Genomic DNA, 22,998 nt, shown 5'->3' with positions numbered 1-22,998 from the left:
TATGAAGAAGTATTTACTTGATACAAATATTTGTATATTTCTTTTACGGGGAAAATACAATGTTAATAAGAAAATAGATACAGTAGGATTGGATAATTGTTATATATCCGAGATAACAGTTGCGGAGTTGAAGTATGGTGCCGAATTAGGACGTAGACAAGGATTACATCATCGGCAGCAGAGTTTGGACGAGTTTATATCTTCTATTCATGTTTTACCAATAACGGGTACTCTTAATTTGTTCGCATCTGAAAAGGTTCGGTTACGTTTGGCCGGTACTCCGGCAGAAGACAACTTTGATTTGTTGATAGGCTGTACTGCTATAGCTCATAAAATGATAATGGTAACAGAAAATTTGAAAGACTTTCAAAATCTATCCGGTATTCGTCTTGAAAACTGGATAATTAGGAATGGTTAAGTTTTACGATTATTAATATCTGCAAACTTCTTCTTCCCTTTTAAATAAAAACCAATAATCAAGCTATCATTTATCAACTCCGGGATAGTGCCGAGCGTCGTCTTAGCCAGATTCTCCCGGCGTTTCTCTGCATATTCAGGTTTCATATCGAAGAAAGCTTTTCTTGCTTCGTATACTGCTTTGGCATTCTGAACGTGGCCGCACAGCAGGAACTTCGTTGCAGCAATATAGTCGAGCCAGAAGCGGGCACGCATCACATGCTTCAAGTCTTTTTCCGGCAGATTCTTATAAAGCATCAACAGGTTGTTACGGAAGTTGAGGAAGGTCTTGCGCGGGCTTTCTACCTGCAGAGTGGCACCGCCAACGTGGTAAACGACCGACTGGGGCGTACATACCAGGCGATACCCCCGCGAACGCAGCCGCCAGCACATATCGATCTCTTCCTGGTGGGCGAAGAAGCCGGCATCGAGTCCGCCAACTTCCTTGTAGATAGTGGTACGGATAAACAGGCAGGCTCCGGTAGCCCAGAGGATATCTGCAGGTGTGTCGTACTGGCCTTCGTCTTTTTCTACAACATGCAACAGGCGTCCCCGGCAATAAGGGTATCCGTAGATATCCATATAGCCGCCGGCAGCTCCGGCATATTCGAAATAATCCTTGTTACGCTGTGCCCTGATCTTGGGTTGGGCGGCAACGATGGTAGAGTCGGCTTCCATTGCGGCCAGCGGGGCGTCGAGCCATCCCGGAGTTACTTCGACATCGCTGTTCAGCAGGACGGTGTATTCGTTGTTGATCTGCTTCAATGCCTGGTTATATCCTTCGGCAAATCCGTAGTTCTTGTCCAGTTGGATGATCCGTACGGCAGGAAATTTCTCTTTCAGCATATCGACGGACGCATCGGTAGAACCGTTGTCGGCAACGATTACTTCTGCCAGCTCGGCCGGGCTATAATCCATTACCGACGGCAGGAATTCTTCCATCAGCTTCGCTCCATTCCAGTTGAGGATGACGACGGCGACTTTTTTAGTATTACTCTGCATCTTCACGTTTGTATTTCCAGCGTTTATGTGTCCAGAGCCAGTAGGCCGGGTTGCGAAGGATCATCTTTTCAGTCATACGGGCGTATGATTCGGTGATCTCGTTTTCGGCAGTCTCTTTAGCGTGGGCGGTCATTAGCTTGAATTCGACTGTATAATAACCTCGTTTCACCTTCTGGACATCCAGGAAGATAACCGGGAGATCCAGCTTACGGGCGATGCGTTCGGCACCGTTCAGTATGGCGGTGTCCTGGTTGAGGAAAGTAGTCCAGTAATGCAAGTTGGCCTTGCTCGGTGTCTGGTCGGCTATGAAGATAACGATGTTCTTGCTGTTTTCACGTTTCAGCGTCATCATGTCGCGAACCGTGTCGTTCTTCTTCATCCCATACGAACCGAAGCGGGTGCGCAGGTAGATGAACAGGCGGTCGACTGCCTTATTGTTCAACGGGCGGTAGATCTGCCATAAACGGGAGTCGGTGAACACCAGGCTGGAGGCGCTGAACCATTCCCAGTTGCCGTAGTGTCCCATCAGCATCATGACCGTATTCTGTCCTTCAGCCTGCAGGCGGGTCGCCACTTCCGGGTTCTTGATGTGGGCACGGCGCAATACCTCTTCGGGGGAGATATGTGCCAGTTTGATGGTCTCGACAATGTAGTCGGCGAAATGATGATAGAAGGCTTTCTCCAATCGGCGCAGCTCTATTTCTGATTTGTCGGGGAAAGAGGCTTCCATATTACGGCGTACGACCCGTAACCTGTAACGGATCACTCTGTATATAAGTACGTACAGGATATCAGACAGTACATAAAGCACCGGCATCGGTAAGAATGCATGGAGCTTGGCCCATGCAAAGATCAATCCATATTGAATTTTATTCCACATATCAACCGATAGTTACTAGTTCGCAATTCAGTGCGGTACGGTCTTCATTCCATCCGGTCAGCGTCACCCGGCGGGTTTCGTTAACCAGTGAATTGTCGTAAGGTATCTCTACTTTAATATAGTTCTCAGTAAAGCCGTGCATCCGGCCGTCTTTGCGGGTATGCTCGAACAGGACTTCCGCCTGGCTACCGATATGGGCGTCATAAAAGGCATGTAGTTTCCTGTCGGAGATATCCAACAGTTGCTGGCTGCGGGCATGTTTCACTTTCGGGTCTACCGAATGGGCGATCTTCAGCGCCTGTGTGCCGGGACGTTCGGAATAGCTGAACACATGCAGCTGGCTTATATCCAGGCTGTCGATAAAGGTACGGGCATCTTCGAAGAACTCGTCTGTCTCGCCACGGGTACCGACAATCACATCCACGCCGATAAAGGCGTGCGGCATGATTTCTTTGATCTTTTCTATCTTATGACGGAACAGTTCGGTATCGTAACGGCGGCGCATCAGTTTCAGTACGTCGTCGCTTCCGCTTTGTAGAGGGATATGGAAATGCGGGGCGAAACGTTTGCTGGAAGCTACGAAGTCGATGGCCTCGTCCGTAATCAGGTTGGGCTCGATGGAAGAGATACGGTAGCGTACGATACCTTCCACTTCGTCGAGGGCGCGGATCAGGTCGATGAATGTTTCACCGGTAGACTTACCGAAGTCGCCGATATTGACTCCCGTCAATACGATCTCTTTTCCGCCTTTGCGGGCTACTTCCCGGGCCTGCTCCACCATGCTGGCGATAGTACCGTTGCGGCTTCGTCCGCGGGCAAAAGGTATGGTACAGTAGGAGCAGTAGTAGTCGCATCCGTCCTGTACTTTCAGGAAATGGCGGGTGCGGTCGTCTGCCGAGCAGGAAGGAGAGAAGCTACGGATATCTTTACTTTCGGAAGCGATGATGGCGCCATCACTTTCTTTCTTTTTCAGGTCGTCCAGATACATTAATATATCCAGCTTTTGTTCGGCGCCCAATACCAGGTCGACTCCTTCGATATGGGCTACTTCTTCGGGCTTGAGCTGCGCATAGCAACCGGTCACTACCATAAAGGCTCCGGGATGCTGCTTGCTGATCCGGCGGATGGCCTGGCGGCATTTCTTATCGGCCAGTTCCGTTACCGAGCAGGTATTTACAACACAAATATCTGCTTTTTCACCCGCACGGGCTTTGCGTACGCCCTGTTCTGCCAGTACCTTCCCGATGGTAGAGGTTTCTGCGAAATTGAGCTTACAGCCCAGGGTATAATAAGCAGCTATCTTATTTTCAAATACGGTTTTGTCTATCATTGCGATTGAATTATCGCGCAAATGTAGCGAAAATTATTGACATGTATGTTGTAGACGCTTTATGTGGGTTCAGTGCATGCCATTTAGATAACTAATAGCCAAGGAATGTTTTTCCCTATCATAAACTCCCCACATTTTTCACTTGCGTGGGGAACTTTCCCCACTACAATGGGGAATAATACCCATTATAATGGGGGAAAATACCCACTGTAATGGGGAAATACCTACTATAAGGAAGTTAAAACCAGGCTTCGCGATTAAATATAGAAAATAGTGAGGCTGAAATAGTGCGGAACCCTGACAAGGGTTTGAAGGCTCATCTCTGGCAAAAAACGAATCAGATTATAAATTCAAAACAATTTCTTAATAATAGGGGAATAGACCAATAAAGATTGTTAATAGTAGAGGGCGTAATGTCTATTTAGTTGTTTGTTTTTCTTATAGTACGTATATTTCGTACGAATTATTCGTATTTCAGTATGCGTTTGTAATAATGTATTCACAACAAACAAGAAGTCATGAAAAAATTAAATGCAAATCTGGCAATCATCCTTCTTACAATAGTAGGATGCACGGGATGCAATCAGTCCGGTTCCCAAACAGACGAGATTATCACGGTCGATGTCACCGCAAGTTATCCTGAAAAAGAACTGATCCTTCAGGACTTTATGGATGTAGAATACATTCCGCTGGAAACTTCCGACGAGTTTATTACCCACGGTATAGTGGAAGCGGTCGGTAAGCATGTCCTATTGATAAGAAACCGGAATGACGGGAATATCTTTGTTTTTGACCGGACAGGGAAAGGGGTAAGAAAGATAAACCGTCTGGGACAAGGTGCTGAGGAATATTCATCGGTTTCAAGGATTATTCTTGATGAGGATAACAACGAAATCTATGTCAAAGACCATTCTCCCAGAAAAATACTGGTGTATGACTTATCCGGTAACTTTAAGAGAAGTTTCAAATTTGCAGATACCGGTTATTATGATGACATTTTCAATTATGACCGGGATCATCTGATTTGCTATAAGAAATATTATACCCCGAAAGAAGACGAACAGGCCTGTCATCTGATTATCTCAAAGCAGGATGGAAGTGTCACCCATGAAATTCGTATTCCTTTTAAAGAATATGAAACACCGGTCATAACAAAGGATGAGTTGACTATTATGCCTGCATACTTCCTGACATCTCCCAGTCGTGGCAACTGGGCACTTGTAAATACGTCGTCCGATACGATATATAATTATTCGCCGGATAATAACCTGACTCCCTTTATTGTAAGAACTCCTTCTATACACGCTATGGAGACTAAGGTATTTCTGTTCCCGACTGTTATTACCGACCGTTATTGTTTCATGCGCGCTATGAAAAAGGAAGTAAACTTTACAACGTTCAAAGGATTCCCCAATACCGACCTGATGTATGACAAGCAGGAAAATGCTATTTTCCAATATACCGTCTACAATGATGATTATTCAAAAAAGAAACAAGTCTCATTAGGACAGGAAATAGAAGGAACCGTGGATCAGAAGATAGCTACCTGTTATTCTTTAGATGCCCCGGAGCTTGTTGAAGCCTACGAAAAGGGAGAGTTGAAAGGCAAGCTGAAAGAAATTGCGGCTGAGTTGGATGAAGAATCGAATCCGGTGGTCATGTTGGTGAAGTATAAGGGTTAAACTCAGTCTATCTGTTGTGTATCTGCCGGAGAGTCTTTATTTTTGCACAAAATATAAGCATTTGTGCTATGATACAAGAAAACTTCATTAAGATATACGAGAACAGTTTCAAAGAGAACTGGTCATTACCTGCTCTGACCGACTATAGTAAGAACGTTACTTTTACATTTGAAGATGTGGCGAAGGAAATTGCCCGCATCCATATTCTGTTTGAGGAATGTCAGATCCGCCGGGGCGACAAGATTGCTCTGATCGGGAAAGACAGTGCCCGTTGGTGCATTGTCTATATGGCGGCTGTTACGTATGGAGCGATTATTGTGCCTATCCTGCAGGACTTCAATCCGAATGATGTACATCATATAATCAACCATTCCGAATCTGTATTCCTTTTTGTCAGCGACCGTATCTGGGATTCACTGGAAGAAGATAAGATCGAGGAGATACGCGGTGTATTTTCCCTTTCCGATTTCCGTTGCCTGCATCAGCGTGACGGCGAGAGTATCCAGAAGCTGATGAAGTCGATGGATGAAAAAATGGCGGAGAAGTATCCGAAAGGATTTTCCAAAGAGGATATCAAATATGCCGAGCTGGATAATGACAAGGTGGTATTGCTGAACTATACTTCCGGAACCACCGGTTTCAGTAAAGGCGTCATGCTGACCGGTAATAACCTGGCAGGGAATGTGACGTATGCCATGACACTCGACCTGATGTATCGCGGCGACCGCGAATTATGTTTCCTTCCGTTGGCTCATGCTTATAGCTGTGCTTTCAACTTCCTTGTGCCGATGGCTGTGGGAGCCCATGTATATATGTTGGGTAAAGTTCCTTCCCCGAAGATCCTGTTGAAAGCATTTGAAGAGGTGAAGCCGAACCTGATCCTGACTGTCCCGTTGATCCTTGAAAAGATCTATAAGAAAATGATCCTTCCCCAGCTGAGCAAGACGACGATGAAGCTGGCCTTGAATATACCTTTGTTGGACTCACGTATCTATGCGCAGATACGCAAACATCTCGTGGATGCAATGGGAGGCCGTTTCCGTGAAGTGATTGTCGGTGGTGCCGCCATGAACCAGGAGGTGACGGATTTCCTTTATAAGATCAAATTCCCTTTTACGATCGGTTACGGAATGACAGAGTGCGGCCCGCTGATCAGCTACGATCATAACGATGAATACGTTCCGGGTTCTTGTGGACAGGTACTGAAAGGAATAATGGAAGTCCGCATCGATTCCGACGATCCATATAATAAGGTAGGGGAGATCCAGGTTCGCGGAGAGAATGTGATGAAAGGATATTATAAGAATGAAGAGGCAACGAAGAATGCCTTTACCGAAGACGGCTGGCTCCATACCGGCGACCTGGGTACGATCGATCATGATAACCGTATCTTTATCCGTGGCCGTAGCAAGACGATGATCCTGGGTGCAAGCGGACAGAATATCTATCCGGAAGAGATCGAGTCGAAGATAAACAACCTGCCTTTCGTGATGGAAAGTATCGTTATCGAGAAAAACGGCAAACTGGTGGCTTTGGTCTATCCCGATTATGACACTGTGGACGGTACCGGGATCTCGCATACCGACCTTCCGGTCATTATGGAGCAGAACCGGACTGAACTGAATAAACAGTTGGCTTCGTATGAATTTGTTTCGGAAATACAATTGTATCCTACAGAGTTTGAGAAAACACCGAAGAAGAGCATAAAGAGGTATTTATACAGTAATTACTGATAAATATTCAGGATAATCATACCAAACATATTCGTTTGGATTTATAGAAAAGAGAGTATGCTTAAAAAAACTTTTTGATATAGCATTTTAAGATACTCTCTTTTTATGTATTTACCTCTCTGTATTATCTGGGATTAGGCACGACACCGGGATTAATCAGTGTCTCGTCTCCGGATATCTGATGTGGTATTCGTAAGTCGGTTGGCTGGATAATCTCCCAGGGATGTGTACCGGCGTAACGACGATCCATCGGTTTATTATTGCGGAAAAGATCTTTCCAGCGGAAACCCTCATATGCTAGTTCAAGGCGACGTTCGTCAAGGACAACATCCAATATATCCGTATATCCCCGGGCTGTCATATTACTGGTTGTCATTAACTGCTCTCCGGAAAGACCGGCACGGCTACGAATAACATTCACGTCAGCTAATGCTGCTGTGGAATTGTTTAATTTTGCATAAGCTTCTGCTCGGTTTAAGATTATCTCTCCCCATCTGATCATCGGATAAGAACATAACATGGCATCCCCATCCTGATATGAGAACTTCGTGTTGAATATTTTTCTGTAGCTCATACGATTATTGGTTGCAGGGGTAATTGTTACGTTAATCTTATTCCCATTGTATGTGAAGAAGTATTTGGGATAAGTATTTATTATTTCTTCCTTAATATATATTTTAGCACTAGTGTTAGTGAAATAATCATCAGGGACAGGATTGTTTAATCCGGGATTATTACTGAAGATAATATATTTCCCCCCGGCATCTTCTGCGAGATAACGATATTGAGATCCGTAATACCTACTGGTGGGATTAGGAACCGGCCAATTAGCCATCCATTTGACATTTTCACCATTGAAAGTAACTCCAGGAGTAGGGATCGGCTGGAATAGATGGAAGTCTTTCCAACGTATATCATCGTCTGCATATCGGTTGAATAATTCGTACATAGGATCGGACGGATAAATCTCACCCCAACCAGCACCACTTGCTGGATCATTGAGATACATGGAGGCAACAGAACTATTCCCTTGAGTTTCGTTTGCAAGGTATCCAATGCACCAGAGTGTTTCCCGTGAGGTCTGTGTCCGTGTGAAGTAAGTGGCAAGATCAGGATCGAGAACGTCTTCCGGAGTTTTACCATTTAACATTTCATTTACGATATTTACAACATCTTGATTTCGGCCCATATAGAGGTATAATCTGGATAAAAGACCTTGGGCAGAACCTTTCCATGCGTAACTAGCATTGTCTGAACGACGATAATTACCCATTAGTTGAATTGCCTTATTAAGATCTTTTTCGATTTGGGCATAAACTTCTCCAATAGATGCCCTTGTTATTTCACCGGTTATAGATTCTTCAGTACGAAGTACGACTGCGGGATTGTCTGCGCCCTGGGAATATGGACGAGCAAACAGGTCGCAAAGATTCATATATACTAGGGCACGTAGAAAATAGTTTTCTCCAAGAATATGATCATTTTTTTCGGACAGTCCTTCAGTTCCTATTCTAATATTTGTATTTAAAATATTCAGTATAGAATAAGAAGAGTACCACATATAACGACATGTCGCTTCAGTATTCTGATCCGTATATTCATATGATTTCATAAAAGGGTCGGTGGTAACTCCGGCAATAAAAACGTTGTCACCCCGGAATTCGTTCATTTGAAACCAATTTCTTGCATAAACGTCTCTGCTGGATGAACCGCCGGCCATTCCCGAACGATTTGTTTTGAACCATCTGTAAGCTCCTATAGTAGCATATTCGATACCTGTTGGATCATTGGCCAATTGGTCTGAAGTCATAGTTGACTCAGGAGTCAAATCCATATCCACACAAGATGACAAGGATATGCCTAAAATAGTGGTTGCTAGTATTAAAAATTTATTTTTCATGATAAATGATCATTTTAGTTTATATTAGAAATTTAATTCAACACCGAGTGAAAAAGTTCGGTTAGACGGGTATATATAGTTAATAGAACCTGCGACATTGGAGATGCCACTTGCCGTAAGATCTGTTTCCGGATCAGGACCTGAGAATTTGCTGAATGTTAGCAGATTGTCACCACTGAGAAATACTCTGGCATTTTTGATATACAACTTGCTTAGCACCTTTTCCGGTATATTGTACCCAATATTGATATTACGTATACGTAAATAACTTCCATTTTCCAGGAAACGGGATGAAGGGTTTGTGGAATTTTTGTTACCACCATAAACCGGTAGCGGGTGAGTGGCAATATCTCCGGGTTTTTCCCATCTGCTCCATCCTAGACCATTATCTAATGACATCTGATTATATTGGGCCTGACGGCCGTCATTATCCATGGAAGCGCGTGCTCCGTTATAAATCTTATTTCCATATACGAATAAAATGTTCATACCGAAAGTGAAGCCTTTATAAGATAAGTTATTTAGTAAACCTCCTGAAAATTTAGGAGTAGGAGAAGAGCCCAGCCAATCGATTTTAGCTTTTGAATAGTCATTGGTTACGCCTCCGTCTTCTGAAGTCCAAAGGGGATCTCCGTTAGCCGGGTCTACTCCACGCCATTCCGGCATATACCAAGCATATAATTCATGCCCTTCTTCCAATCGTTGCCGTGCAGCGTCTGCCGCACCGACCATGATAGGTGTACCGGGTTTTCCTGGTTCACCTCCGGGTAATTTTTCCACTCGGTTTTTATTGAACCCGATATTGAATGAGGTTGTCCACTTTAGGTTTTTATTTTCAATATTTGTACTGGTTAATTGAACTTCAATACCCTTGTTACTGATCTTTCCGATATTTCTCAAGTAGCTGTAAAAACCGGTGCTGGGAGCTTCTGGAGCACTAAACAGAAGATCCGAGTTGAGGTTTCTGTAAAGATCGATACTACCTTCAAGCCAGTTGAAAAGCTTAAAATCTATACCTCCTGATGTCATTAAACATTTTTCCCATCCAAGGTCTGGGTTTGCAAGGCTCGAGGGTTGAGCTCCCGGATTACCTAGATAAGTAACACCTGAAAATGTGTAAGCGTCCATATAGGCAAAATCACCAATATCGGCATTACCTGTTAAACCAAAGCTTCCGCGAATTTTGAGGAATGTCAAAACTTTGTTTCCTTTAAGAAATTTTTCGTTGGAGGCTAGCCATCCGACACTCATAGAAGGAAAGAAACCTACACGATTATTGGGGGCAAAACGACTGCTTGCATCTGCGCGAAATGATGCTGTTGCGATGTATTTGTCGGAATAAGAGTAGTTTAACTGCGTAAAGGCAGACCAGGTCGCTCTCGGAGTTGCATAACCGCCTGTTGCACGCATAGTGGTTGCAGCACCGGCGGATACAATTTCCATTCCTATTGGTTGTTGATCGGCAGTTGCTCCAAATCTATAATCCCCTTTGTCTTCACTGAACTCATATCCTACAAGACCTCCCAAATCATGGTTCCCTATGCGATGTGAAGCTTTGAGGAGCGTTGTGTTTTTATAACCGCCTAGCGGATAGGAGGAGTTATCTTCTATATGACTTCCTTGAGTGATACCGTTCCAAGTCTGGCTGGCATCTCGTGAATCATAATAAACTTTTTCCCAACGTTGTGCCCGTTCTAAACGTACGGTATTGGTTGCTGTTAACCATGGGAGAATATGCCAATTAAGCACAAGATCAAGGTTCATGCGCGTGCCGCCTTCCTTATTATAATTATATTGGTAACCGTGCCAGGGATTCTGGCGGTTCGCATAAAACCATCTTTGGTCTGCTGTCGGTATCCCTGCAATATTGACAGGATCGCCGTTTTCGTCGAATGGGTTATCCCAGGGAATACCGCGATAAGCCATTTCACTGAATGTGTTTGACCAAAGGTTGTTTTTCTTGTTTTCACGCATGTTCATGCGAACGCTTAGATCAAGAGTACTGGAAAGTTGTGCGTTGAAATTTAAACGTATGTTGCTTCGTTTATAGGATGTACCGGGCATTGTCCCTTTTTGATTGTAATGGTTGAGACTGACCATATACGAGGTGTTTTTTGTTCCACCTGTAACTGAGGCATAGTAATCTTGGGCATTACCTGTTTTGAATGTGTTGCCTAACCAATCATAATTCCGTTGTTTGAGAGTTTGTGGAAAGTCTGCTTCGAAATTAGGTATCCCCCATGATTCCCATAGATTGTAGAGTTCTTCTCCATCCATGGGCTTGAATCTGCCGAAAAGAGCTTGAGTAAGGGCTGCATTCACTCTTACTGTTATTTTGGGTGCCTGATTCCGTTTTCCTTGTTTGGTGGTAATTACGATAACACCGTTTGCTCCTTCTGCTCCATAGATGGCAGTAGAACCGACATCTTTTAAGACTGTTACTGTTTCTACGTCGTTGGGATCGTAGGTACCCCCCGGGATACCGTCAACTACGAATAAGGGACTTTTCCCGGCGGTAATAGTTCCCACGCCGCGAATAACTAAATTAGCCTCCGAACCAGGGGCACCACTGCTGTTGGTTACCATCAATCCAGAGACTTTACCTTGAAGCATTGAGCCGAAGTCTGATGTAACGTTGTCAGTTATGGCTTCGCTGTTCAATGTGGTTGCCGAACTTGTCATTACAGCCTTTCTTACGCTTGTATATCCGATAACGACAACTTCATCCAGAACTTCACTGGACCCCATGACTACATTAATTGTAGTCCTGTCTCCTACGATTTCTTCGACTGTAGTGTATCCGACATATGAAAAGACTAATGTCGCATCAGAAGGTACATCGCTGAGTGTGTATCCTCCGTCAATATCTGTAACTGTTCCAGAAGAGGTTCCTTTAATTAAAATATTAACTCCGGGTAAGGTTTCGTTCCCATCGGACGAAGTTACCTTTCCTGTTACAGTTTTCTGGGCAAATGCAGTTCCGATTGTAAGGAAAAGAATTCCTATACAAATTAAATGCACTTTTCTGAATAATTGTAGATCCATGGTATTAAATTTAGATGGTTTATAAATAAAGTAAATAATTGATTCTCGGATTTTATGATAAGGATGTATTGTGTCAATATACTTCTATCAGGTAGTTTCTTGTGAAATAGGGGGTTATCACAGGATTTTCTCCGTCAATTTCGTAAGTTTTCTTTTCATCGGAAGTATATTCGCAAACGGTATATTTACGTTTTTCCAAACCACGTAATTCGATAGGCTCGCCATTCCATTGATCGGCATAAAATGCATAATACATTTTCCCGTCTTTATTAATTACATGGGTTTCCGGCTTATCATATGCAATATCATACAGGTTGATATAGTTTCCTGTAGAGATCATTTTGTCATTATAAATACTTACCCATTTTTTGTAAAGCTTTTCTTTTTCTGGTGTCAGAACGTAACTTTTACGAACATTGGGGTTATCTTTGGGATAGGTAAATTTTGAACCGATAACACCTCCGATTCCGATCTGGGTACCAAAATCATTTCCATTGTCACTCAATTCGACATGATCGGCATAATATGCCAGTTTATCAGAAATTGCTCTATAGGTCTTTGCTTTATGCCGTATTTGCCAACTGGATGTAGGATCTGATGATACTGCCTGATTCATAAATGGAATCATAAAGTAGTTGATTGCACAACCGCATGGACAAAATTGTACGACTGCATTGGGTTTGTATGTTCGTGCTTTTTCGTAAATGTTTTGGAAATATGTAGGCATTAGCTCAGACGATTGTTCCGGATATTCCAGTTTGCTGGTGCGATTGTAATCCGGTAAACAACAATTCATGTGCTGTCCATCGAGTTTAAGACCGTCAAAGTTCCATGTAACAATAAAACGTTCTAACAGATTGTTTGTATATTTCTCCGTTATAGGATTAATAGGAGATAAATAATAACTATCCCACCATGTGATATATTGTGGAGATCCCCATTGGGTTTTAAGTTTTATTCCCGGGTTTTCTTGTAAGACCTTTGTTCCCGGGTCTGCCGCCAAGGGAGCCCACCATAATTTGGCTTTCATTCCATACTGATGTATTGCATCGGTAATTTGACGCATGTCTTTGTCACCTCCGGGGAAACGAGAATTTGTTTCCCAGTCTCCTTCTGCTATCTGAAATCCGTCATCTACATCGACCCATTTGAATCCTAATTCCTTAACTTTAGGAAGAGTCCCGATTATTTCCTCAATAGTAAATGTGCGTTCATATCCCCATGCGCACCAAACAGCTTCATAAGCTTCAGGTTCGGGCTTGGGAAAGACTATGCCTTGAGTTTCCATATAACGGGAAAAACGATCCAGAGGTTCGTAAAAATCTCCGGTGTGAATGCCGATAAATGAATTGTAAGTCCGTAGGGTATCACCAGCAGCAAGTATTTCACGTCCTTCTTTTGATTCGTAAGTTAATGCAATAGATGCATGATTATCATGAGTGAGCCATTGGACAGGCATTGATATCATTTTCAATGTTTTCTCAGTCAGTCCAGTTACGATACCACCATCACGACGCCAGAGATCGATCATTGGTATACCACCTCCGTAATCAGAATCGTTCATTCCCAGGAAATTTTTTTTGTAATATCCGGGTTTTACTTCCAGAATCCAATCCATTCGACGACTGGTGGATGTCGGTTGGAACGACCAAACGGATGTATCGGCTACATCTATATGTAATTCATTCATTTTCCAGCCATTTACAGTAATATCTTTACTCCCTCTGTTTATGTAATAGGTTTCGATCAGGAGTATTTTTTCTAAATTTTCCGGAATAGTTATTTTTTGATGTTTTTCGATACAAAAGCCACCTTTGTTATAAGTTCCTGTTAATGAATAACCGGACGTATTTCCTTCTTTAAATTCTGATACATTTGTTAATTTAAAGAGTGAGGCTGTAAACTCTGTGGCTATTAAAGCATCTGATTCGATGAAATTATTATGAAAAGATGAGGTCGAATTATTGAGAGACGTTAACCTTGCTCTCATCATCTCATCTATCTCCAGTTGCAAGTCGCCGTTTTTTATTATTATGCCTTTACTGCATCCTGTACATAGCACTATTAATAATAAAAGCGATATAATGCTTCGTTGTTCTTTCATGATTTATTCTTTTTAATTTGTTTGCTTTATCTCTGTTTGTTCTCTTAAATACATCATCGGAGGACTAAAAAGCGCTTTATTCTATCGACATAGTAATCATCGCTAAAACAGCTAGCCCCATGCCAATCTGTGTGACGATATCCGGAACCACCGCATATATGATAAGTGACAATACCATGGTAAATAAAGGAGCCAATCCTTCCATTGGAGATACCAGAATGGCTTTTCCATATCGATAAGCATAAACTAGTGTTAACGCACCGACGGCATTGAGTAGCTGGATTAAAAAACTTTTTATTGCCCATTCCCAACTGAGATTAATCCCTTCTGCTTGCCAATTGGTCATATAATAAGCGACAGGAATTAGGCATATAGCAGTGAAGGCCATATAGACGAAGATACTTTCGGCTTGCATTTCGGTCTTATTCGCGAATTTCATTGTAAATCCCTGAATACCCCACATGATAAAGATCAATAAGGCAAAAAACAGCCATAGATAACCGGTTACGTGACTATCGGACTTGTCACCCTGCAACGAAAGGAAAAGGATCGCACAGAGTGCTGCTGCAATACCGAATAATTGTATACGGCCCGCCCGTTCTTTCAAGAAAACCATCGAAAGCGTGATCGTCACCACAGGAGCCATGGATATAAAAGGAAAGACAATATAAGCTGGACCGAAACGGAGTGCCTCGAAAAGAAGTAATTGCCCACCCGCACCGAGAAAACCGATCATACAGCCGAGTAGAATTGATCGGGCATTAAAATCGAATTTCCATTTAGCTGTACAGAGGGCACCAATGGCGCATGGGATCATGGCCAAAGCCCAGGCAATATAGGTAAAAGTAGCCGGAAATCCCGCTTTTTCAGGAATTTCGCTGAATGCTCCCCAGATACCCCATGTTATCATTGTGATACTGATGAATAACAACCATTTACGATTCTTCATATTATTAAAACTCTTGCTGTTGTTTTCGTTTTAATAGTTTAGCCGCATTCTCCCAATAGATCTTTTTCAAGACATCGTCGGGCAGATAAAAACCACTCAAAGGCCAGTAATAGCTGTTTCCAGGGCGGATGATGTGTTCATCAGCCGTTTCCAGTATCCGATAGACGGAGCGATACATGTTTACGCTCATTCCGTTGTCGGTACCGAACAAGATCCGGTCGGCATATTTCAGGATAAATGCGCGGGTTGCTCGCGGAGTTGCTGCCGATTCCGATACACGGGCCGCCAGATCGACATACAGGTTGGGATATTTATCGAGCAGTGTACTGAGGCGTGACAGATCGTGACTCATATTGAGATAATGGCAGGCAATAAAAGTTGTTTTCGGATTAGCTGCTACGGCACGTTCAAAACTTTGCATCAGTCCTTCGTATCCCAATTCTACCTGAGTCGTATCTACTTTCCACCGTGAAGCGTTCATTAAGCCGTCATTCGTTTTGTCGATTGGTAAGTACATCCAAATCGGATCAGCCATATGAATGCTGATTGGCATACCGAGCTCTCCACATTTTTCGAGCAAAGGTTTCAGTCGCGGATGGTCCAGATGAACGCCCTTCCCTTTTGTCGGAAAGGCATAAAGGTCGCCATCACCTTTGTCACCCATTTCTCCGATTCCGACAGCTCCCATACGATGGTTTCTTTCCAGTGCTTGTATAGCTCTTTTTTCCCAATCCGGTTCATCAAAACCTGTATAATCGAAACTGCACCATAATGCAAAGCGATCTTTGTAATCGCTATATTTTTCGACCAATACCTCGAATGCTTCCCCCTTGCTGTTATTGAGGATACTTGTAACTTGAACTCCCGCAGCATCCATGGATTTTACCCATTCCGCAACTTCTTTTTTATCTTTCGCATAATTGTGCGAATGCGCATCGAATACTGGATACTTGGCCTTTTGAGGAAAGGTTGCAGGAATATTGAATACGGAAATCGGTTTGTAGTCTTTCAACAACAAATGTTCCACATCCTGACCCGATATCTGGTTCAGGGAACCCCCTAATAGGGCACAGATAAATAACTTAATTGAAAGCTTTCTCATAATGATTTAATTTTAAAAAGTTTTTCAGCATTACTTCTGTAAATTTTCTTCAGTACATCGTCGGGCAGCTCGAAACCACTCAACGGCCAGTAATGGCTGTTGCCGGGAGTGATGATATGTTCGTCGTTACTTTCCAGTATTCGAAATACTGACCGATACATCTGTGCACGTCGGCCGTTATCCGTACCGAAAAGAATGCGGTCGGCATATCGGATAATGAATTCGCGCGTGGCACGAGGGGTTGCTGCCGATTCCGATACACGGGCCGAAATATCGAGGTAGAGATTGGGGTACTGGTCGAGTAGCCGTCCCAAACGTGGCAGATCATGATTCATATTCAGGTAATGACAGGCGATAAAGGTTGTTTTCGGGTTTGCTTTCAATGCATTTTCGAAATGTAACATTAAGCCGTCATATCCCAAGCAATTTGTTTTAGTAGTATCGATCCGCCAATTGGCAGAGTTCATTAATCCGTCGTTGTTTGCATCTATCGGCAGGTACATCCATATCGGTTCGCCCACATGAATATTGACTGGCATACCAAGGCTGGCACATTTTTCAAGCAATGGCTTCAATCGTGGATGGTCTATATGAATACCTCGCCCTTCTACAGGATAGCCATAAAGGTCGCCCTCTCCTTTATCTCCCATTTCTCCTACGCCGATCACTCCTAGTTTATGGTAGTGTACTAGTGAAGCTATTGCTCTTTTTTCCCAATCCGGTTCATCAAATCCTGTATAATCGAAACTACACCAAAAGCCGAAACGATCCGGATAATCACGATATCGTTCCATAAAAACATCGATCGGTTCACCTATCCAGTTGCAACTCATAATATGAGTAAATGCGATGCCTACCGAATCCATGGTATTGACCCATTCATCTACCTCTTCCTTACTCTTGGCATAATCATGCGAATGGGCATCTATCACCGGACATCGGGCTTTCTTTACTTCTACCTGTGGTATGCGGAATGCAGAAACCGGACGGTAATCTTTCAGTAGCAGATTCTCCACATTCTGTGCCCTTACTACCCCCTGGTGCACTATAATCAGCAGGTAAAAAATCCAAATAGTTTTATTCATAAAAAATCTGTATTTCATTTCTTGTTAATTATCGAAGGTTTACCATTTCGTATTTCTTTTTCAACATTTCGACTACCGGTGCTACTGCTGCAGGAAATACTTTGCGTAAATCTATTTCTTGACTGTCCGGTAAAATTCGCTTGAGTGCTTGCATGAAATGGTCTTTTATTTCGGTAGCCAGGTTTACTTTGCATATTCCGTGACGAATAGCCTCTCTTACCTGTACAGAAGGGATGCCGGAACTTCCGTGTAAAACCAGTGGAACTTCTGTCGCCTCACGGATTTCGGCTAATCTGTCGATTGCAAGCTGTGGTGTTTCTTTATAAAATCCATGCGCTGAACCAATCGCAACCGCCAGTGCATCAACTTTTGTAAGTGTTGCAAATTTCCGGGCCTCTTCGGGGGTAGTGAAGCCACCTTGTTGCGGTTGCCCGAGTTTAGCAATATACCCCAGTTCCGCCTCTACATTAGCACCATACGGCCGGGCCATTGCCACTACAGTCTTGGTAAGGGCTACATTTTCATCGAAATCTTTTTCACTGGCATCGATCATCACAGAATCGAATCCGGCATCAAGACATCTTTTTATAAAGGGAACGGAATTGGCATGGTCCAAATGTAACCATCCTTGCAAACCGAAATCGGCAAGTCCCTGGCGTCCCATCGTAACAGCCATCTCAAGTCCCATGTAGTCGATCGAGCTTTTAGTCAGTTGTAAAATAACAACTGACTGCGTTTGGGATGCCGCTTGCAGAATAGCCCACAATGTTTCGTAATTATAGAAATTGGTAGCCAAAACAGCTGATCGGTTTTGCCGGCATGTTTTCAGTGTTTCCTGTATGCTGCTTTTCATGTTTCTTTGTGGAAAATAAAAGTTATAACTGAATGGTTTGACCGAAGATTTCCAAAGCTCTTTTTTCGATCTCATTTTTATCGGTAAAGGCTCCAATGCCACCGGCTGCGGTTGTATTGATCGCTCCAGTCAGATTTCCCAGCCGCTGACATTCTGCCAGAGAGTATCCTTTTACATAACTGTAAACAAAGCCTGCATTGAAACTGTCGCCGGCACCGATCGTATCTATCACTTCTGTATTGAGGAAAGGAGATGCTTCTAGGGTTGTTCCATCTTTTTGGAACAGAATGGAACCTTGGCTACCACATTTTACAATACAGGCTTCTCCAATATATGGACGGATCTTTTCGATTGCTTCATGTAAGTCTGAAGTACCAGCCAAACCTTTCAATTCGGTTTCATTTGGCATAAAAAGTGTGACATAAGGCAAAATCTCAGTGTAATCAAGGTCCCATTTTTCCATTGGGTCCCATTGGGTATCGAGTGAAACAGTTATGCCGCGCTCTTTAGCTAGCTTGAGTATGCGAAGCAAATCGCGTTTGAGCCCTGATTGAATAAATATCGATGAGATATGGATATGTTTCGTGATTTCGAAAACCGATGGATCAATATCATTGAATCCCATTGTGTCCATACTACCTTGATAGGTAATATTGGCCCGGTCTTCTGCGTACGCCAAGACAATCGTCGCTCCGGTAGCGTATTGGTCTGTTTCGATTAAATAACGGGTGGAGACAGATCGTTTTTCTAGGCTTGTTTTTACCAGTTCGCCGAAGTTATCTTTCCCGATCATTCCCACAAAAGCTACTTTCATACCTAGGGAAGCAGCATTGGCTGCAAAAATCGCAGTGGAACTGCCCAGCGTAAGGAGCATATCGTCTGCAAATATTTCTTTGCCAATAACCGGCATGCTTTGGATATGATTCAGAATCAGATCAACATTGAGTTCACCAATCGCTATTATATCAAACTTTTTCATAACAATGAGTTATTTAGGTTTACCAGATTAAAAGCTTGAAAATATTTATCCATATCATGTTCAATACGGCAGGAGAGGGTCGTATGTGGGTCCATGCCAAGACGTGTCAAGTTATCGAAAAGAATTTGACGGGCCATAAAGGCTTCAGGGTGTTGCCAGATATATCGACAACAGGTTTTTATGATCCACGCGCGGCGGTCTGCTTGGAGCTCTTTAAAACTGCAGAGTTTTTCCTCGGGCTGAAGCCATTTTTGCCAACGACCGGATTCTCCAACCAAACGCTCGAGTGTTGAAGTTATATTGGATAATTGAGCGATCTGTCCCTCCTTATCCCGTGCTCTCTCTATTTGTTCCAGCTCTGCTAACCCTTCATATTCACTGATTGTAAATTCGGGTCCGACATTTGCAGCTCCGACCCCGGCTAATGGGTATGCTTCCGGGTTTGAAACTCCATCAGTATAATGTCCCTTTATATAGCTACCCAGCGGTCTTACTTTTTTTGTGAGTTTACGGGCTACGGACGTGTCAAAGGTTGTGGTGTGCAGATCTGTACCGACTTTGCCGACAATAAAACAGGGCCATACATCAGAAAGCCCACAAGAGTCCAGACCTGCTTTCAGATTTTCAAGAAAAGTATCGAAAACTGCTTCGTCTGCCAATCCTCCATGTACTTCTTCAGTTCCTACTTCGTACGATATTGCAGGTAAAGATCGGGCACGTCGGAATCGTTCCGTATGCTCAATAAGTTCCACTGTCCGTTCGACAACTACTTTTATATCGATCGTTTCTCCGTCCGGGAGAAAAATATCGACGGTAGGATCTACATGGATCAGATCGTAGCCGGCCAATATTGCATCTTCAAACGATTTTTTAACGCCATTCATCACTTTTTCCAAACTCCAGTGTTCTTTGGATTGGATATCCTTCAACCATGGACCTCCATGATCGATCGCTATAATATAGGTACCGTCGTAATCGACAGCAGCGGCTTCCTGTGCGAGAAGTTTTACAAATTGCTTTTGGGTTAGACCGGTATAACCTCCGTCACTATCTACTTGATTTAGGGTTGCAGCAAAATAGATTGGAGCATTATTTCGTTTGGCCGAGCGAAAAGAAGCTTTAATAACTGCTATTGAGTTTGGGCATACGGCGAAAATTGTTCGTTTAACTCCTGTCTGCTGTTCGAGTTTTGAAATCTGGTTTAATAAATGTTCTGTCTTTGTCATATTAGTTTTTATTATAGGTTGTCATACAAGATAACTCCTTCCACGATCCTTGAAATATTTCCGGAAACAGAGGGAGTGTCGGGGTTGAGGCCGATTTCAAGCGATTTGTAGAATCCCATCAGTTGTGCTACGATAACGTACGGAATACAGTCGTATATGGATGGACTATCGCCTTCACCGAAAATCACTTCGAGATCAGATTTTATACCTGTTGTCTTTACCGGTGTTTCCGAAACTATAATCTGTGCCGTCACTTTATTATTAGTGTTGATTTGTTTCACAAGGTCGGTTTCATACCGACGGATATGTTCATCTCCGGAAAATAGATAGACCAGGACCGTTTCTTTGTTAATAATAGCTTTTGGTCCATGACGGAAGCCAAGGAAAGAATCGAATTGGCAAACAATTTTTCCATCGGTTAATTCCTGTAGTTTCAGTCGTGATTCTTCTGCGATTCCTTTCAACTCTCCTGATCCTAAGAAGACTACACGTGAAAATTCACGTTTCATGATTTCCCGGATAATCGGAGCATAAGTGGACAGTATTTTTTGAGCTTTTAGGGTCAGTGACTGGATATAGGGCAATTGGGTATCTACATGTTGTATATTTGCGACTAGCAGGGCTGTGAGGAGCATACTTGAAAAGCTGCTGGTCATCGCTAAGCCCAAATCGTTTGTTTCGGGAGGTAACAACAGGAGCAAAGTATTCTCTTTGTCTGCATTCTTTGCAAGTTCCCCTTCTTTGTTACATGTAATGTAAATATGTGCCGTATGTTTACAGTATGTATTTACAATTTTGATCGCTCCTGCACTTTCCGGACTATTTCCTGATCTGGCAAATGAAATCAATAAAACCGGTTGATTTTCATTGATGTAAGCATGGTGGTTAGTGATAAGATCTGTGGTCGAAACTGATCTTGCTCCCCGAAAATTACTTTCCGACAAGACTATCTCTAAGATATTCCCGATATAGGCTGATGTTCCGGCACCAGTATAGATAATCTGGTAGTTCCGGTCGGTATATTGGGAAATAAAAGACTCGATCCTCACACGTTGTTGCAATACTAATTCATATACTTTCAACCACATTTCTGGTTGTTGCATAATTTCTTTGTAAGTAAAAAATTGATTGTCTTTCATCTTTTTATTATTGTTTTCTTTTGGGCAAAAATATTTCATTTCTTTACAGAAAAAGAGTCAAAACATTTGTTTTTTATTTCGAAAAATTAAACAATCCCTTTGGATTATATTGTAATATACTGTAAATGCGTGTGTTGTCTGTTTTTATGCGATGAAATAAAAACATTTCGAAATGTTTCGAAATTAATATTCTATTTGTTCTTTTTACTCAATAAAATTATTATTTTTGCAAATAATTCTTATTTCTAACAACAAAAATTGTAACAGTAATGAAATCAATAGGGTCGGCAAAAGAGCGTAGAGCTACTATTTTACAGGATTTGAATGAGAATCCAGAGATTTCTATCGAAAGTATGTGTAAGAAATTTAATGTTTCGGAAGTGACTATTCGAAAGGATTTGAATATTCTTCATGAACGAAATCTTTTGTTACGTACTCGAGGCGGTGCGATCCGGTTACCAAATACCAATGGGAAAAATAATGAAACATCCTTAAAATTAAAGGGCTTGTATAATTTTAAAGAGAAGTTGGCCATTGGAAAATTTGCAGCCTCTTTGATTCGTGATGGCGAGACTATTTTGCTTGATTCAGGAACCACAACTTTTGAAATTGCAAAAAATCTTCATCATTTAAAACATTTGACAGTTATTACGAATGCTCTTGATACTGCAATTGAACTTTTAAAGTATAAAAGATTTAATGTGATCTTGCTTGGAGGTCATTTACGCGAAGTATCGCATTCTACTGTCGGTCCTTTAGCAGAATCAAACCTGAAAGTTTTTTATTGTGACAAACTTTTTCTAGGTGTGGATAGTTTCAACATTGAATTTGGGTTATCTACACATGATATTGAAGAAGCTAATATTAATCAGACTATGTTTTCTATGTCAAAAGAGGTCATTGCAGTATTAGACTCAAGTAAATTCAATAAACGTAACTTTGTATTTATTGCTCCTGTAAACAAAATTCATACAGTTGTGACCGACAATAATATTCCATCAAATATCAAAACACAAATCAAATCGATGAATATAGCCTTATATACAGTGGAGCCATTTAGTATTCCATAGAATTTAGGTTAAGGTTCTATATGAATAAACTAGCTATGAGAATTATCTTGATACACAGATAGTTGCTCCTCTATCAAAAAATAGTTGAAAAAAAAATGTCTTATGTTGTACAACATATATAATTAATACATACATTTGCATCGTTTTACAACAAGAAGACATTATAGACCGTTTAAATTAAAGACAAAATGAAAAAGTTAGTTGCATTTGCTGCTATTGTTGCAGCCGTTTCTTTCACATCATGTGGTAACAAATCTGCAGAATCAAATGCTGAAGTTGCTGAAACTGAAACTACTGTAGAAGAAACTCCTGCAGTTGTAGAAGAAGAAACTGTAACAGAAGAAGTTGCTCCTGCTGAAGGTGATTCAACTGCTGTTGCTACTGAAACAGAAGCTGCTCCTGCTGAATAATATTCAGTAATCCAGTTAAAAGGACAGTCTGTATGCTTAAACATACAGACTTT

18 protein-coding genes are annotated in these 22,998 nt (G+C 42.2%); 5 read left to right on the top strand and 13 right to left on the bottom strand.

Annotated elements, in window-relative coordinates:
• Window position 1 precedes the first annotated feature (1 nt).
• Window positions 2–418 (top strand): type II toxin-antitoxin system VapC family toxin, encoded by a 417-nt coding sequence (locus HMPREF1536_RS04220; protein WP_028726959.1) that lies wholly within the window; start codon window positions 2–4, stop codon window positions 416–418.
• Here the strand turns inward: HMPREF1536_RS04220 and HMPREF1536_RS04215 are convergent.
• Genes HMPREF1536_RS04215 through mtaB form a run of 3 tightly spaced genes read right to left on the bottom strand, consistent with a single transcriptional unit; the run spans window position 415 to window position 3,668 of the window.
• Complete coding sequence (locus HMPREF1536_RS04215; RefSeq protein ID WP_044191712.1) at window positions 415–1,458, bottom strand: glycosyltransferase family 2 protein; 1,044 nt, start codon at window positions 1,456–1,458, stop codon at window positions 415–417. The genes HMPREF1536_RS04220 and HMPREF1536_RS04215 overlap by 4 nt on opposite strands.
• Window positions 1,448–2,338: a lysophospholipid acyltransferase family protein gene (locus HMPREF1536_RS04210; protein WP_028726961.1), complete on the bottom strand. Its 891-nt coding sequence runs from the start codon at window positions 2,336–2,338 to the stop codon at window positions 1,448–1,450. Before HMPREF1536_RS04210 ends, HMPREF1536_RS04215 begins: the two co-directional genes overlap by 11 nt.
• 1 nt (window position 2,339) lies before the next feature.
• Entirely contained in the window at window positions 2,340–3,668 is a 1,329-nt protein-coding gene (gene mtaB, locus HMPREF1536_RS04205) for a tRNA (N(6)-L-threonylcarbamoyladenosine(37)-C(2))-methylthiotransferase MtaB (protein ID WP_028726962.1), read from the bottom strand.
• Window positions 3,669–4,186: 518 nt separating this feature from the next.
• Here mtaB and HMPREF1536_RS04200 point away from each other — a divergent pair.
• Together HMPREF1536_RS04200 and HMPREF1536_RS04195 are read left to right on the top strand one after the other, a co-directional pair.
• Window positions 4,187–5,350 (top strand): 6-bladed beta-propeller, encoded by a 1,164-nt coding sequence (locus tag HMPREF1536_RS04200; RefSeq protein WP_028726963.1) that lies wholly within the window; start codon window positions 4,187–4,189, stop codon window positions 5,348–5,350.
• A 68-nt stretch (window positions 5,351–5,418) separates the two neighbouring features.
• A complete protein-coding gene (locus HMPREF1536_RS04195) occupies window positions 5,419–7,083 on the top strand; it encodes an AMP-binding protein (protein WP_028726964.1) in 1,665 nt (554 codons plus the stop codon).
• A gap of 124 nt (window positions 7,084–7,207) precedes the next feature.
• Here the strand turns inward: HMPREF1536_RS04195 and HMPREF1536_RS04190 are convergent, their stop codons facing one another.
• The 10 genes from HMPREF1536_RS04190 to HMPREF1536_RS04145 all read right to left on the bottom strand — a co-directional run bounded on the left by HMPREF1536_RS04190 (window position 7,208) and on the right by HMPREF1536_RS04145 (window position 21,465).
• Window positions 7,208–8,983 (bottom strand): RagB/SusD family nutrient uptake outer membrane protein, encoded by a 1,776-nt coding sequence (locus HMPREF1536_RS04190; protein WP_081693278.1) that lies wholly within the window; start codon window positions 8,981–8,983, stop codon window positions 7,208–7,210.
• Window positions 8,984–9,007: 24 nt separating this feature from the next.
• Complete coding sequence (locus HMPREF1536_RS04185; RefSeq protein ID WP_028726966.1) at window positions 9,008–12,028, bottom strand: SusC/RagA family TonB-linked outer membrane protein; 3,021 nt, start codon at window positions 12,026–12,028, stop codon at window positions 9,008–9,010.
• 73 nt (window positions 12,029–12,101) lie between these two features.
• A complete protein-coding gene (locus HMPREF1536_RS04180; RefSeq protein WP_044191715.1) occupies window positions 12,102–14,132 on the bottom strand; it encodes a glycoside hydrolase family 36 protein in 2,031 nt (676 codons plus the stop codon).
• 76 nt (window positions 14,133–14,208) lie between these two features.
• Window positions 14,209–15,081, bottom strand: a complete 873-nt coding sequence (locus HMPREF1536_RS04175) for a DMT family transporter (RefSeq protein WP_028726968.1) — start codon at window positions 15,079–15,081, stop codon at window positions 14,209–14,211.
• Window positions 15,082–15,085: 4 nt separating this feature from the next.
• Window positions 15,086–16,183 (bottom strand): amidohydrolase family protein, encoded by a 1,098-nt coding sequence (locus HMPREF1536_RS04170; protein ID WP_044191717.1) that lies wholly within the window; start codon window positions 16,181–16,183, stop codon window positions 15,086–15,088.
• Entirely contained in the window at window positions 16,180–17,268 is a 1,089-nt protein-coding gene (locus tag HMPREF1536_RS04165) for an amidohydrolase family protein (RefSeq protein ID WP_052349799.1), read from the bottom strand. The genes HMPREF1536_RS04170 and HMPREF1536_RS04165 overlap by 4 nt, the downstream gene beginning before the upstream one ends.
• Before the next feature lie 28 nt (window positions 17,269–17,296).
• Window positions 17,297–18,196: a class II fructose-bisphosphate aldolase gene (locus HMPREF1536_RS04160; protein ID WP_225607987.1), complete on the bottom strand. Its 900-nt coding sequence runs from the start codon at window positions 18,194–18,196 to the stop codon at window positions 17,297–17,299.
• Window positions 18,144–19,100 carry a carbohydrate kinase family protein gene (locus HMPREF1536_RS04155; RefSeq protein ID WP_028726972.1) on the bottom strand — a complete coding sequence of 319 codons (957 nt, stop codon included), beginning with the start codon at window positions 19,098–19,100 and terminating at the stop codon, window positions 18,144–18,146. The genes HMPREF1536_RS04160 and HMPREF1536_RS04155 overlap by 53 nt, the downstream gene beginning before the upstream one ends.
• Window positions 19,097–20,326 (bottom strand): class II D-tagatose-bisphosphate aldolase non-catalytic subunit, encoded by a 1,230-nt coding sequence (locus tag HMPREF1536_RS04150; RefSeq protein WP_044191722.1) that lies wholly within the window; start codon window positions 20,324–20,326, stop codon window positions 19,097–19,099. The genes HMPREF1536_RS04155 and HMPREF1536_RS04150 overlap by 4 nt, the downstream gene beginning before the upstream one ends.
• A gap of 11 nt (window positions 20,327–20,337) precedes the next feature.
• On the bottom strand, window positions 20,338–21,465 hold the full coding sequence (locus HMPREF1536_RS04145) for an SIS domain-containing protein (protein WP_157317125.1): 1,128 nt from the start codon (window positions 21,463–21,465) through the stop codon (window positions 20,338–20,340).
• 269 nt (window positions 21,466–21,734) lie between these two features.
• On the opposite strand from HMPREF1536_RS04145, the gene HMPREF1536_RS04140 reads away from it, so the two are divergent.
• Window positions 21,735–22,535, top strand: a complete 801-nt coding sequence (locus tag HMPREF1536_RS04140; protein WP_044191724.1) for a DeoR/GlpR family DNA-binding transcription regulator — start codon at window positions 21,735–21,737, stop codon at window positions 22,533–22,535.
• Between the two features lie 188 nt (window positions 22,536–22,723).
• Entirely contained in the window at window positions 22,724–22,945 is a 222-nt protein-coding gene (locus tag HMPREF1536_RS04135) for a hypothetical protein (protein ID WP_028726975.1), read from the top strand.
• The last annotated feature ends 53 nt before the right edge of the window (window positions 22,946–22,998 follow it).

Origin of the sequence: Parabacteroides gordonii MS-1 = DSM 23371, from assembly GCF_000969825.1 — a bacterium.
Taxonomy (GTDB): Bacteria; Bacteroidota; Bacteroidia; order Bacteroidales; family Tannerellaceae; genus Parabacteroides; species Parabacteroides gordonii.
Note: the sequence above shows the minus strand (reverse complement) of the source record. Positions and strands in the feature narration are given on the sequence as shown.